The sequence below is a fragment of the Micromonospora sp. NBRC 110038 genome (assembly GCF_020884815.1).
GTDB lineage: Bacteria > Actinomycetota > Actinomycetes > Mycobacteriales > Micromonosporaceae > Micromonospora > Micromonospora haikouensis.
The window spans coordinates 1-12,982 of the sequence record NZ_BBOL01000015.1 but is presented as its reverse complement, the minus strand read 5'-3'; the positions used below and the strand labels follow the sequence as shown (position 1 = coordinate 12,982).

13 protein-coding genes are annotated in these 12,982 nt (G+C 65.6%); 6 read left to right on the top strand and 7 right to left on the bottom strand.

Annotated features, from left to right (window positions below):
• Positions 1 to 53: 53 nt before the first annotated feature.
• The 5 genes from LPU61_RS31195 to LPU61_RS31545 form a co-directional block, all read right to left on the bottom strand.
• Positions 54 to 482, bottom strand: a complete 429-nt coding sequence (locus LPU61_RS31195; RefSeq protein WP_229406946.1) for a hypothetical protein — start codon at positions 480 to 482, stop codon at positions 54 to 56.
• A gap of 115 nt (positions 483 to 597) precedes the next feature.
• Positions 598 to 1,329, bottom strand: coding sequence for a GntR family transcriptional regulator (locus LPU61_RS31190; protein ID WP_229406945.1), 732 nt, complete (start codon positions 1,327 to 1,329; stop codon positions 598 to 600).
• 37 nt (positions 1,330 to 1,366) lie between these two features.
• Positions 1,367 to 1,621 carry a DivIVA domain-containing protein gene (locus LPU61_RS31185; protein ID WP_229406944.1) on the bottom strand — a complete coding sequence of 85 codons (255 nt, stop codon included), beginning with the start codon at positions 1,619 to 1,621 and terminating at the stop codon, positions 1,367 to 1,369.
• 72 nt (positions 1,622 to 1,693) lie between these two features.
• Complete coding sequence (locus LPU61_RS31180) at positions 1,694 to 1,987, bottom strand: hypothetical protein (RefSeq protein WP_229406943.1); 294 nt, start codon at positions 1,985 to 1,987, stop codon at positions 1,694 to 1,696.
• 155 nt (positions 1,988 to 2,142) lie between these two features.
• Positions 2,143 to 2,268: a hypothetical protein gene (locus LPU61_RS31545; protein ID WP_255700280.1), complete on the bottom strand. Its 126-nt coding sequence runs from the start codon at positions 2,266 to 2,268 to the stop codon at positions 2,143 to 2,145.
• A 406-nt stretch (positions 2,269 to 2,674) separates the two neighbouring features.
• Between LPU61_RS31545 and LPU61_RS31175 the strand changes: the two genes are divergently transcribed.
• The 4 genes from LPU61_RS31175 to LPU61_RS31160 all read left to right on the top strand — a co-directional run bounded on the left by LPU61_RS31175 (position 2,675) and on the right by LPU61_RS31160 (position 6,613).
• A complete protein-coding gene (locus LPU61_RS31175; RefSeq protein ID WP_229406942.1) occupies positions 2,675 to 3,955 on the top strand; it encodes a hypothetical protein in 1,281 nt (426 codons plus the stop codon).
• A 14-nt stretch (positions 3,956 to 3,969) separates the two neighbouring features.
• Entirely contained in the window at positions 3,970 to 4,515 is a 546-nt protein-coding gene (locus LPU61_RS31170) for a GNAT family N-acetyltransferase (protein ID WP_229406941.1), read from the top strand.
• A gap of 52 nt (positions 4,516 to 4,567) precedes the next feature.
• Entirely contained in the window at positions 4,568 to 4,936 is a 369-nt protein-coding gene (locus tag LPU61_RS31165) for a hypothetical protein (RefSeq protein WP_229406940.1), read from the top strand.
• A gap of 129 nt (positions 4,937 to 5,065) precedes the next feature.
• Complete coding sequence (locus tag LPU61_RS31160; RefSeq protein ID WP_229406939.1) at positions 5,066 to 6,613, top strand: pentapeptide repeat-containing protein; 1,548 nt, start codon at positions 5,066 to 5,068, stop codon at positions 6,611 to 6,613.
• Positions 6,614 to 7,239: 626 nt separating this feature from the next.
• Here the strand turns inward: LPU61_RS31160 and LPU61_RS31155 are convergent.
• On the bottom strand, positions 7,240 to 8,391 hold the full coding sequence (locus LPU61_RS31155) for an XRE family transcriptional regulator (protein ID WP_229406938.1): 1,152 nt from the start codon (positions 8,389 to 8,391) through the stop codon (positions 7,240 to 7,242).
• The gene (locus tag LPU61_RS31150) at positions 8,375 to 8,869 is read right to left on the bottom strand and encodes a hypothetical protein (RefSeq protein WP_229406937.1); all 495 of its coding nucleotides are present in this window, start codon (positions 8,867 to 8,869) and stop codon (positions 8,375 to 8,377) included. The genes LPU61_RS31155 and LPU61_RS31150 overlap by 17 nt, the downstream gene beginning before the upstream one ends.
• A gap of 325 nt (positions 8,870 to 9,194) precedes the next feature.
• On the opposite strand from LPU61_RS31150, the gene LPU61_RS31145 reads away from it, so the two are divergent.
• Positions 9,195 to 9,689, top strand: a complete 495-nt coding sequence (locus LPU61_RS31145) for a hypothetical protein (RefSeq protein WP_229406936.1) — start codon at positions 9,195 to 9,197, stop codon at positions 9,687 to 9,689.
• A 189-nt stretch (positions 9,690 to 9,878) separates the two neighbouring features.
• Positions 9,879 to 11,750, top strand: coding sequence for an RNA-directed DNA polymerase (locus LPU61_RS31140; protein WP_229406935.1), 1,872 nt, complete (start codon positions 9,879 to 9,881; stop codon positions 11,748 to 11,750).
• Positions 11,751 to 12,982 lie beyond the last annotated feature (1,232 nt).

Here is a 12,982-nt window from a genome sequence, read left to right as displayed (position 1 = left end):
GTCGGGACTCTTGGCGGGGAAACGACCCGCCCCGCGCGCACGATCAGGGGCGGTCAGGCCGCCACCGCGCCGGGAACCGCCGACGCCGGGCGGATCGCCGTCGCCCGCAGCGAATACGCCATCCGCGAGCGGCAGTCACCCGACGAGCGGCCCGGCTTGCACCGCTGCGAATCCACGTAGGGGGTGAGGGTCAGGCCCTCGAACTCCACCGCCGGCGGATACCCCGGCACCGCCGACGGCGGCGGCACCGGCTGCTGCCCGGCGACCACCTTGACCTTCACCTCCGTCGACCGGCCGAACTTCCCCGCCTCCGGGTCCAGGTCCATCACCCGCACCACCCAGACCCGCTCACCGGTGTCCTTGTCCCGCGCCTGGTTGTCCGCCTCACCCCGCCGCTCGAAATCGATCTGCGGCGAGACGCCCAGGCAGAGCGCCCCGGCGGGGAAGACGTACTCGGACGGGACCGGCACCTTCAACGTCATCGGAACCACGACGAGACCTCCAGTTCCACAAGGCAACTCGACTAGTTGACTTGTTAAGTTGGGATCGAAGGTAGCGAGTGTCAACTTGACTTGTCAAGTGGCTAATCCACTTTGGTCAGTCGAGCGGGTAGACGTCTTCCAGGTCGTGCCGCGAGGCGGGAAGGAGCACGTCCACCGCGAGCAGCGGCGTGGCGCTGCGGTCGCAGATGACCAGGAGCGCCGTCAACACCGGATCGCTCTCGCGCACCTGCAACAGCTTGGCTTCTTCCGCGCTGGGCAGCCGCGCCGAGATGCGTTCGGTCACGTGGTCGAACTTGAGCCGCTTGCGGGAGGCCACATGCCGAAGCAGCCCTTCCGGCATCGCGTCCTCGGCACCCACGCCAGTTCCTTCGGCCAGCTCGACGGACAGGAACGCCGTGCCCAGCTCCACCGGGCCGACTCCGTCAACGGTGATGAGGCGTCGACGCGCCACGACCGGTGTCCCCGGTTCCACGCCCAGGGCGACGGCCGCTCGCGGCGGGGCGGGTACGGTGCCGGCCGCCAGCAGCGTCGATCCGGCCCGTTCGTCGTCGTCGAGCAGGCCGTACCGGCGTCCCTGCGAGCGTTGCTCGGTGCCGCCCGGAGGGCCGAGCACGAAGCGGCCCTTGCCCTGGCGACTCTCGATCCAGCCACCCTGCCGCAGCAGGTCCAACGCGCGGACCACGACGGGCCGGGACGCGCGGAACTCGCGGATGAGTTCGGTTTCGCTGGGCAGCATGGCACCTAGCGGGTAGGTGCCGTCCTCGATGCGCTGTTGCACCGCGTTGACGATCACCACGTACTTCGGCGGCGCAACCTCGATCGGCACCGTTTCACCCCAGACGGCAACTTGGCTTGTCAACAGGCTATCTGCGCTGCTGATCTCCTGTCCATGCGCTGTCGCCGTCCCGACCCGGCCTCGGCGTGAACTGGCTTTGCCAGTCCCGAAGAGCGTTCTTCAGCCGGACGTTCTCCTCCCGGAGGCTGGCCTCAGCGGCGTCCCTGGCGATCAGCTCGTCGACGACGCGGCGCAGGAACGCGTAGACGTGTTCCTCGGCCAGGCCGCGCCGCCCGAACCCGGAGCGCCGGAACCGCAGCCGGCGCACCTGCTCGGGGACCATCGGAGCCAGCCGTGAGGCCGCTCGAAAGACTCCCACCGCCATCGAACCCTCCCATCGGGCCGCCGGCCGTGCTCACTTCCGCACGGCGTTCCTGGCCGTCGTACGTGCCGCTGGTTTCCGGTCGGGTTGGCGGACCGCAGCGGCCGGCGGGGTGGCCCGTTGAAGGCCCGCCTTCTGGACGTAGATCTCCCGGCGATCCAGGGCGTTGCCCTTGGGATCGAGGACGTAGCCGGTCAGCCAGATCCACCCGTAGTAGGTGGGCTGGTCGGGAACCTTGATGACTCGGAAGATCAACGCCCTGTCGCCGCCGAACTGCACCGACGCCTGCCGGTTGACGTACAGCACGTCTCCCGGCTTCGGGACCACGACCGCCTGCCTTCCCTACCTTGGATTGGTCGGGGCACCGAGGCGGGCGGGCTTCCGCTACGGCCGACACCGCGCCTCCACCAGCACCCGCCCCGGGCCAACTCACGACACGGCGCAACGCCGCGTGATCTCGGAGGGCTGGCGGTTGTCACCGGTCAGGCGACGACCGCCAGCCCCGCCCACTGCCCCTGCGCGCCGGTGCCTGCGCAGTCGAGACAGTCGCGCCGCTGCAACCGGTTCGGGTCACCCGGTGCCCGCAGGGAGCGCCGAGGGCTGGCCACCTTCCAGCCCCGCCCCTCGCACGCGGGACACGCAGCCGGCGCGGACGGCGAGGACCGATGCGGTCCCCGCTGTGGGCGCGACCCCTCCACACACCGCACGACGCGAACCCCGGTTTGCTCAGCGCCCCTCCTCGCTGAGCTCACCTCCCGGTGTGCGCGCCGACGCGGCTGCCCATGTGCATCAGCGGGATGCACATGCACAATTGCGGTGGGTGAGCCGTCCATGTAGGAGAGACTGCCCGGGACCTACGGGACCGATCGAGGACCCGTACGTACACCTCTGGCGGACATCGAGCGGACACCACGAGGACCTGCATTGCCGTAAGGACCTCACCCGGGCGAGCGTGGAGACAGCCCATCAGGAAGGCGCAGACGGATGGCACGAGAACGCCGCGAACCTCGCTCGATGCTGGAGTACCTGATCCAGCAGAGCGACCGCACGTACGAGGAACTGGCCGACGAGTTCTCCCGGATGGACTCCCGGGCGGCGATCAGCGCCCGGCACCTCGGGCGACTGGCACGCGGCGAACGCGACCTGGCCTCATCGACCCCCGCCACCCGGCGGGCACTACAGGCCATGTTCAACAAGTCCATCGACGAACTACAGCGCCCCTGGGCTCCCCACCAGATGACCCCTGCGCCGGAGCGACACCTTGTTGTCGACCCCACCGGCGCCGGCCCGGAAAGGAACCTCCTCGCCATGGCCGCACAACGCGCCCGTCAGTACGCCATGCTCGCCGCCGAGTCCACCAGCCCCGCCGCCATCGAACAACTCGCCGAGGACGTGCAGCGCCTCGCCCTGGCCTACCCGCAACGCCCCGTCAGCCACGTGCTGCCCGACCTGGTCGAGACACAGGACACCCTGTTCACCCTCCTGGAGCGCCGCCAGGCCCCGAACCAGTCCAGGGACCTGCACTTCCTCGCCGGCATCACCAGTGGCCTGCTCGCCAAGGTCTCCCACGACATGGCCGACCCCCACTCGGCGATGCTCCAGGCCCGTACCGCCGTGCTCTGCGCCGAGCAGGCCGGGCACCCCGGGCTACAGGCGTGGCTGCGCGGCCTGCAATCCCTTGTCGCCTACTGGGCCGGCCGCTACGCCGAGGCGGTCCGCTACGCCGAAGCCGGCCGGGAGCACGCCACACAGGCCGGCGGCACCTCCGCCGTGTGGCTGCCTGCCAGCGCCGCCCGCGCCTACGCCGCCCTTGGCAACGCCGAGCAGGCCAAGGCCGCCATCACCGAGGCCGAGGACGCCTGGTCCCGCGTACGCCCTGACGAGATGGACGAGATGGGCGGCATCTGCACCTTCAACCAGCCCCGCACCCTCTACTACGCCAGCGACGCCCTCGCCTGGCTCCCCGGCGAAGCCACCGCCACCGAGCGATACGCCCTGCGCGCCACCCAGGCGTACGCCGACCCCAACGACCCCGCATGGGCCTTCGGCGACCAGGCCGGATCACACGCCAACCTCGCCATCGCCCGCGTCGCCAGCGGCGACCTGGACGCCGCCGCCGACGCCCTCGCCCCCGTGCTCGACCTGCCCGCCGACCAGCGCATCAACGGCATCATCCACTCCGTGCGCCGCGTTCACCAGGCCATCACCCGCGCCGGCCACGCAGCCGACGCCCGCGACCTCATCGACGGCATCGAGCACTTCACCCACACCCCGGCCAACGCCCTGCCTCGATAGGGCACGATCGGGGCATGGACCCGATCACCATCCCCGGCCGCGTCATCACCCTGCGCGATATGCGCTCCGATGACGCGGCCGACGCGTGGGCAATCGTCGGAGACGACCGCGTCACCCAATGGCTCTCCTTCGACAGCCGGGACCAGGCCGCCGCCGTCGCCATGGTCGAAGGCACCATCCAACGCGCCCAGCACACCCCCCGCACCGAGTACTACCTAGCCGTTGCCGACGCGAACGACCGGATGATCGGTTTCGCACGGCTCGGCCTCACCGGCCACCAGGCCGCCAAACTCGGGTATGCCATCAGCGCCGACCACTGGGGCCACGGCTACGCCACCGATGCCGCCAGCACCATCGTCGACTACGGCTTCCAGACGCTGAAGCTCCACCGCATCACCGCCGCCATCGGCCCCGATAACGCCGCCTCCATCACCGTTGCCGAAAGACTCGGCATGCAGTACGAGGGCCGGCTACGCGATCACGTCCACACCAACGGCGCATGGCGCGACTCCCTGCTCTACTCCATCCTCGCCCAGGAATGGGCCCCCGCCGCCGACTGACGTGACGTCCGGGGCGCGGAGATGTCCGACAGCCCGCCGGTACGATCGCGCCATGCGCGACGCCGACACGCCGCCGCAAGAACCCACCGACGACAGACCGCATCCCGCAGCACTCACACCCCAGCAACGGGCCGACCTGATCCGCGCAGCCGCCGCCGAGGTACGCGACCGCGTGCAGGAATGGCGCGACAACCCGAACTGGCGCAACACCCCGGCCAACAGCCACCGCTACGAGACAACCGTTGGCGCGATCGATGCCCTCGGCCAGCTACCCGACCCGGACACCGAGGAAGCCGTAGCCAGCCTAGCCGACGCCGTCCGGCCGGTCATCGTGGAATGGCGCCCCAGCCGGCCAGGCCCCGAACAGTCGATCTACGCAGCAGTAGAACGCCTCCGCCGGACACTCGACGCCAGCATGTAGGAGCCGGTCGCACTGGAGGACACAGTACTGCTGGGGCAATTGGTTCAGACTCCCTCTACGTGTTCATGGTGGCCCCCCGGCGGGCCGCCCGTGTCGGCCGACACGGGCGCGCGGCCGGTCGCTCCGCGTGTGCTCCACACCGGCCGCGCCCGGTGGCCCGTCGACGGGCACGAGATGGGTTGCCTTGTACGGGCACGATTGCGCAGTGTGATGAGACGGTTGAGTGTCGCCTTGATGGCGGTCGGCGGGTTGGTTCTGCTGTCGGTCGTGCTGGTGTTGGTTCCCCGGTCGTGGTGGGGGGTCCTGGCGTCCGGCTGGCCGGTGCTGATACCAGTGGCGGGAGGTGTGGCGGCGCTGGCCGCAGGGGTCGTGTTGTGGCGGCGGGACGGCGTGGAGCATGAGGTGTCTGCCGCGCCGACGCCGCCGGACCGGCAGGTGCAGCCCCTACGGTCGTGGGTAGTCCCGGTCGGGGTGGCCGTGGTGGGAGCGGTCACCTGGGCTGCGGTCACCTGGCTGCAAGACTCTGTGCCGGTGATGGGCGATGGGGTGCAGCGGGCGCAGTTGCGGGTGGAGTCCATCCGGACCGGGCTGACCATCGGCGCGGCGGTGACCGCCGCGTTCGCGTTGCTGCTGGCGTTTCGCCGGCAGCAGTTGGCCGAGCGCACCCAGCAGGCCACCGAGTACGACGCCGGGGAGAAACGCGTCACCGAGCTGTATGTCAAGGCCGCCGAGCAGCTCGGCTCGGACAAGGCCCCGGTCCGCCTCGCGGGCCTGTACGCCCTGGAACGCCTTGCCCAGGACAACCCCGCCCACCGGCAGAGCATCGTCGAGGTGATCTGTGCCTACCTGCGCATGCCTTATACCCCACCCGACGACGACTCCGCCCCGGAAACCGGCGATCAACCACCTGCGGACGGCCCGGCTCCAGCCGCACCGACGGCCACCACTAGTGACAGCGGTGAACCGGCCATGGACCCTCGGGAAGAACGCCAGGTTCGCCTCGCCGCCCAACGCATCCTCGCCCGCCACCTGCGACCAACAACCCCAGAAGGAAAGTCCCACCCCTCGTATTGGGGCCCAAAGGTGGTGCTCGACCTCACCGAAGCTGCCCTCATCGACCTCGACTTCTCCGGCTGCCACCTCCACAACGCCACCTTCACCAAGACCCACTTCACCGGCACCACCCAGTTCTACAAGGCGACGTTCGGCGGCGGCGCCTGGTTCGGCGGGGCGACGTTTGGTGGCGGCGCCTGGTTCGGCGGGGCGACGTTTGGTGGCGGCGCCTGGTTCGGCGGGGCGACGTTCGGCGGCGGCGCCTGGTTCGACGAGTCGACGTTCGGCGGTGTCGCCCGGTTCGGCGGGGCGACGTTCAGCGGCTACACCGGCTTCGTCGAGGCGACGTTCAGCGGCGTCGCCGGGTTCGGCGGGGCGACGTTCGGCGGCGTCGCCGAGTTCGACAAGGTGACGTTCGGCGGCGTCGCCGGGTTCGTCGAGGCGACGTTCGGCGGCGACGCCCGGTTCGGCGGAGTGACGTTCGGCGGCGACGCCTGGTTCGTCGAGGCGACGTTCAGCGGCGTCGCCGGGTTCGTCGAGGCGACGTTCGGCGGTGTCGCCCGGTTTGACGGGGCCACCCTTGCCGGGGTGCGGTACGACGGACCGAAGCCAGCTGCCGAATAGCGTTTGCCGAATTGGCCTCTACGGGATCAAGCGCGCTCCGCGCGGCGCGGGCCGGGCGCGGTAACCGGCTCCTGCGGAGCCGCCGCCCCGCCCGCCTTCGGCGGTGGGGCGGAAAGTCAGCCGGCCCGAAGCCCACGCCCGCCCCGCGCGTCACCCACTGGTTTCGTGAAGGAACCGGTGACGAGTCCCGGAGACGACCAGGACCAGGACGACAACCCCGATCCTCCGACCGTCTCCCACCTCGTGACAGCCCACCTCGGACCGGTCGACGGCCTGGCGGGGCGAAGTTGCCGAACGGAATGCATCAGGCCGCTCACGGGTCCGAGGTAGGGAAGGAGTGAGGGTGGGGAGGGGGCGGTGGGTGGTAGCGGGGTTGGGGTTAGGGCTGTGCCTCCGGCGGGGGCCAGACGACTCCGGGATGGAGTTGCCGAACGTTGCGGTGGGTAGGTGGTGGGGGTGGGATGCCATCCCGCCAGCCACCGACCCAGGCAGAGCCGAGCGGATCAGGGCCAGGGTGACAAGGTCGTTCGTCCGGTGGGGCGCTCCACCTTGTCACCCTGGCCCTGATCCGCTCCACGGTGTGTGGGTCGGCGGCAGACGGGATGGCGGTGATCGAGCTGGTCAGCTCACCGGACAGCACGGAGTTGGGGAGGGCCTGAGGGGACAGGGGGAGCGCTGGTGGGCGCTGCCGACATGCCTGCGCCTACCGACGTGACAGTGAGACCAAGGAACGCCTCGGTAAAGTCCCGTCGGGGGATTCCCAACTCCTTCGATATGCGTTCAGTCCGCCAACCGTCTTCTCGGGCCAGAGCTAGTACCTGACGGAGCAGAGCAGACTGCTCACGGGGTATCCCATTCGGCTCGCTGGTTCGAAAGCCTCGCTCGCTGAGGTCGATCATCCAAGTACGGTACTGCCAATCACTAATACGCCTGAGTTGATGTAGCCGGCGGACCATTGCCGTAGCCGATACCTTCCAATACGCCTTCAGTTCCATTACGTCAGGAAGGGAAGGGTTTCCCACTAGCTGAGGAATAAGTCCGTCCGAAGGCATTAGAAGGGTGCTGGCGAAGGTGTTGGCGTCCAACTCGTACTGGCGGTTTCTATTCGTCCGGACGTCCCGATGAATGCATAGATGGCCAAGTTCATGCGCTAGATCGAACCGCAATCTCTCAGCACTCTTCGACGCGTTCAGAAAGACAAACGGGCGATTTTCATGCCAGAAGGAGAACGCATCAACCTCTCTGTCGTCAGAAGGCAGCCCGAGAACCCTAACGCCTCTGCTCTCTAGCAGAGCTAGCATGTCGGGGATCGGACGGGCGCCCAAGCTCCACATGCGGCGCAGCGAGTTGGCGGCGTCTACGGGCGACGGCTCAGCATCTTCAAAGGATGCGATCAGTTCCTCGAAGGAGGGGACGTCCACGTCGGGCGTTGCATATCGGCCATCAATCCAAGACGAGAATGCCCGCAGCATGGATGCATGCGACAGGACGCGGCTTACCTGCCTCGACGTCATGTTGGATAGCGCGCGAAAGCTCACTGCGTCTACCCTAACCTCGTCGAGATCTTCCCCGAAGAAGAACGATTCTGGAAACTCTAAGGCGTGAGAGATGCGAGCGACGGGAGGGTTTTCTACCTTGCCCGATTCCCAGTCCGTAACAGCCCGGCGGGTAACATCACAAAGCTTGGCCAGGGCCTCTTTGGTCAGACCCCGCCTCTCTCTTGCCAGCCGGAGCCTATTGGGGTTGAACTCCGGCTGGAACTTACTTTCGCCCAACATTGACGCGAGGAGGCTCAGTCTCGTCCGGCTCCATCGGGGTCACGACGGCGCCCCGGAGCGGGATGTAGGGCATGATAATCCGCTCTCTCCATAGGCCGAATTTGCTGTCTGGGCCGAGGGAGGTCGCCAACGAAAGCTCAAGGTACATGCGGTTGTCCCTGGCATTCAGCATCAAAAACCAGGTGTCACAACGTTCGTCATCCTGCGGCGGATCCTTGAACTCGGGTAGATCGAACATTTGCTGTCCGAGAAGGTTCTTGCGGATTCTCTTGGCGGTCACTGGGCCGCGCTTACGCGAAGCCTTGGGCGCACTAAAGGTTCGCTCACCGCAGTTGACGTCTCCACCGACTACAGCGATCGCGATGCCCCGACCCGAGTGGAATGAGGTCTCGTAGTTGTCAGTCTGGCCGATGTCCCACCCCTGGTTTACGTCCAGGAGCTGCGTACGGATCTCGGCTACGGTCTCGGCCCACATCACCTGGCCCTTGTAAGTCCGGGGGTGTACGCGAGACACCCGGGAAGACCGGTCATGCCCCTTCCGGACCGCTGCGTCGAAGTAGGCAACGCGCAACCCCATGGTGGCGAGCCTCGCTACCGCCGCCTCACCCTCATGTGTGACGCACTCTACGTACTTCTGGCCAGGCTGCGCCACGGTTCCTCCTCCGGGGGCCAACTTCCTCAGAACGTACCACAACTGAGGCGACATCTGAGGAAGGTCAACTGCCGGCGGGTAGCGCACCAGGCCGACCTCCACGTTGTCCTGGCAGATCGCACGTTTGACGGTCTGCGCTAGAAACTCCTGTATGGATCCAGGGATAGCAGGGGCGATAGGCGGCGCGGTCGCGGGCGGCGTCGTCACAGGCGCGTTTGCTCTGATCACTCAACGTATGCAACGGTGGCAGGCCGTAGAGGCCGACAGCAGGAAGCGATCAGAGGCAGCAGCTGGTGAGTGCCGGAAGTTGCTGCATCAGATCGCCGAGGTGCCGGATAAAGATCATCAGTACGGCTTCGATGGCTTCACGCTGAGCGGGCTAGCCGATGAGTATATCGGGGAGCTCGCAGCCCAGCTCTACCGTGAGGTTGAGCTGATATCGGATCGGCCGACCAGGGAGGACCTTCTTGCCGTTCACGGCGGGATCCTGCACCACTACCCGGTAGGCAAGGCTCTCGGCATGTCGCAGGTTGACGTTCTGTGGGCGCTCACGACGTACGGCTTGGAGGTGGCGTCCTCCTACCTGCGTGGTGAACCCTCGCCGTCTCGCTCTGAGGAGATCGTCAGGATCATGCAGGCCAGCTAACGATACTGGTGGGAGTGGCTTTGGTGTGCAGCCATCAGTGCAGCCAAGCCGGCCGATGGGCAGGGGGCGACCCGACGGTGGGCGACACGGCGAGCAGGGCGGCGACGGCGGTCGAAGTGGACAATTCAGACTTAAAGTGCCCGCAGCTGGTGGTCCTGCGACCGGGCGCGCTCCGTGTACCTTGCAGTGATGCAGATCCGCCTTGGCCAGGTAGCGGACGAGGGCCTCCTTAAGACGGTATGGAGGAAGGAGGTCCGGCCGGCCCTGCGCTCTATGACCTTCGGCAACATAAACCTTGCCCCCGATCCGTTGCACTATGCGGGCTACGAATGGGGATTGGAGACGCTGGTAGCTGCCTTGGCCAGGGATTTGCGGCTGGGTCGATATGCACCAGAGCGAGGCGAGATTGTCAGGGCAGCCAAGGCGAAGGGACTTTCGCGTCCCCTCTGCTTTCTAGCAACCCGCGATGCCCTCGTCTACTCCGCCATCACCTGGCTCGCTCGCGCTGAGCTCATGACAGATGCACAGGCATGGGTAGGGGTTGCGCATTCAGATAAGGGTAGTCCAGGGGCGAAGATCGACGATGAGGCGGGAGACAGCTTCGACTGGTTTCGTTTCTGGCTGGCAAGGCAGGGCCATATCCTGCAAATGGTTGATGATGATTCGGTCAACTTCTTTGTGGAATCCGACATCGCCAACTTCTATCCATCGATTCGCTTGGAGGCGATTCGTGAGCACCTCCACTCTCGGACGTCGCTTGAGAAGGAAGTTGTCCGGCTCTGTGTCCAGATCATTGACGGGGTGATGCCACGTCGGGACTACTCTGAGGTTTCGCTCATGGGATTACCTCAAGAACAAATCGGTTCCTCCCGGGATATAGCTCACAGTTTGCTCCTGCACGTCGACAAGGCGTTCGAGACTGAAGGAGCGCAAGGCCGGTACACGCGGTTCATGGACGACATCCTGGTTGGGGTGAAGACACCTCAGGATGGGTTCGCCTGCATCTCCCGCCTGCAGCGAAGCCTTGAAGCGCTCGGGCTCTACCCGAATGCCGCTAAGACAACCGTCACCAAGGTTGGCGATTACCTGACAGAATCAATGGTGGCCACCAATGCTGCGATTGATCGGGTAGGGCACGAGCTAGAAAAGCACAGCCAGGGGATCCCGCACGTTATATCGGCACCGCCCGAGCTCGTTGCAGACTTGGAGAAGCTGTCGCGGGAGCATCGCGATGCAGAGCCCCGGCCTAAGCGCTGGAGCCGGGTGACGCGACGGATCTATACCCTTCATCGAAAGGCGGATGTTCGGGATTGGTGGGCCTATTGGCGGGACGATATCTCTACTGACCCTGGATCGGCCAAGTCAATCCTGGAATTTGTTCGCTCGTGGCCGCTCGACCATAGGACTGCGGTGGATCTAGCGAACCTCAGCGTGACTTACGGTGACTTGTATGCGGATGTATCACTTCTGGCTGCTGAAACCATGGTTTCGGCGCCTGTGGGGCGCGATGAGGAACTGTGGTCCGCGATTTTTGATATCTGCAAGAACGAACTCGGGCGACTGGTCGTCGATGCTCCGCGAATCCCTGAACGAGAGCGCTTGGCGGCTGCCTGGCTGCTTGCGGCGTGGAAGTACGCCAATGAGGCTCAGCGGCGGAGCGTTCTTTCGAAGATTCCATCTGAATCGGACGCTGTTTCAGCAGTCCGGGTCCAGGCATTGCCTCTACTTGTGGCGGCGGGTCAGTCGCTCTCCGAATGGGTTTCGGCTAAGCCTGGCCTGGCTTGGGAGAATGCTCTCGCGGCCGAGTATCTCCGTAGCCTACAAGATGGTGAGGACCGCGCGGTCGGTGTTGCTCTCAACCTGCTGAACCCTGAACTGCGCCTTGCGCCTCAGCGTTATGTGATTCTGCCGCGATCCTTACCGCTCATCGATATTGTTGGAAGGTCTGCTTCGACGAGATTGGGCGACGCTGCACCTCGCATCCTTGCCAAGCTGCAGAAGAATCCGGAGCGCCTCCGGGATCATCGATCAGAGGCGATCATTTCCCGATGGTGTCTCTAGCATTCACATCGACGTCGGCGCATCAGCTACGGGAGGCCCCCGAACCGATGGATCGGGAGGGGCGGACCAGCGAGTCCGAGGCCGAGTTGGCGGCTAGTTCCGGATGTGGACGCTAGGGGGATCTAGGTTGCGCACAAACGCGCTTACTCCGGAGAGCGGCAGCCACGAGCTGTAGTCAGTCGCGAGGCGTCGCACGTCCTCACTCGTGAGGTCGGCTGGTGGTGGGTACTCGATAGCAGAGTCGTGCGATATTGGTGAAAGGAGCGTCCAGTTCATAACCGACATCGGCGGAGCTTCATGACGGCGCGACGACGGAATGTAAGCCATGAGGAGCAGGCTGCGAAAAGCGAGGCCCGACAAGATGCCAGCTCTGTCCTCATGCCGTGGGTCCGGTATGCGGGTATTTCCGATCATGAGGCGAGCTTGGATTCCCATCATTTCCTTGTTCTCGGGAAATCGCCCTACCCACACGTAAGCCGGCACGAGTGGCGAATCCTCATCCTTGAGGCGCTGCCTAAGGTTGGCGGGCATTAGCGATGGAAGGCCCATAGTCAGATCGGTCACCAATGCGGTTTTTTGCATCCACCGAGCCAGCATGGCAGCCTCATTAAAGGTAAATCGGCAAGCATGGTTAGAGCGAGCTGCGTCGAGTAGTCGCAGGAACAGTGGCTCCGCCTTGGTTTCAAGTATGCTCATCCAGCCGTTGTTGCAATGCTTGCAGACCTCTCTGGTTTGGGTAGTGAGGATGGAACTCTTGTGTAGCCGTGTGACGGTCGGAGCCTCAACAAACGCTCTCTTCTCATCATCCAGCCCGAAACCGATGGCGTGGTCGAAGTGTCCGGGAGCGAAATCTGTCGCGTGCTTCCTAATCCACTGTGGCCAAACGTGTTCTTTCGAACGCGGGACGACGGACCATGACCGGCCGCAGAATGCGCATGCCAGCGTCCCACTCTTACCTTGCTTGGACACTCGGCTTCCACCTCCTGGTCAATGATCTCCTGTTACGTCTTCGATGTCATCACCGATTCGTCCAGACCGCGGGCGCTAGGAGCGATGGGCGGCAAGAAGGCATCGAGATAGCCGGTACCGACCGCACCACTCAACATCGGCCAGCGTTGAGGACGTGTTGGACCGCCCAACGACACTAGCCGATAGCTGACCGTAATGCCTGCTGGCGTTCGGGACGAGGTGGTGGCTCCGACCGTGCCGCCTGACACCTTGAGCGGGGACTC

Excerpts from the sequence above, each read along its gene's own strand:
- LPU61_RS31195 (WP_229406946.1), bottom strand. The coding sequence starts at position 482 with ATGACGTTGAAGGTGCCGGTCCCGTCCGAGTACGTCTTCCCCGCCGGG.
- LPU61_RS31185 (WP_229406944.1), bottom strand. The coding sequence starts at position 1,621 with ATGGTCCCCGAGCAGGTGCGCCGGCTGCGGTTCCGGCGCTCCGGGTTC.
- LPU61_RS31175 (WP_229406942.1), top strand. The coding sequence starts at position 2,675 with ATGCTGGAGTACCTGATCCAGCAGAGCGACCGCACGTACGAGGAACTG.
- LPU61_RS31170 (WP_229406941.1), top strand. The coding sequence starts at position 3,970 with ATGGACCCGATCACCATCCCCGGCCGCGTCATCACCCTGCGCGATATG.
- LPU61_RS31165 (WP_229406940.1), top strand. The coding sequence starts at position 4,568 with ATGCGCGACGCCGACACGCCGCCGCAAGAACCCACCGACGACAGACCG.
- LPU61_RS31155 (WP_229406938.1), bottom strand. The coding sequence starts at position 8,391 with ATGTTGGGCGAAAGTAAGTTCCAGCCGGAGTTCAACCCCAATAGGCTC.
- LPU61_RS31145 (WP_229406936.1), top strand. The coding sequence starts at position 9,195 with ATGGATCCAGGGATAGCAGGGGCGATAGGCGGCGCGGTCGCGGGCGGC.
- LPU61_RS31140 (WP_229406935.1), top strand. The coding sequence starts at position 9,879 with ATGCAGATCCGCCTTGGCCAGGTAGCGGACGAGGGCCTCCTTAAGACG.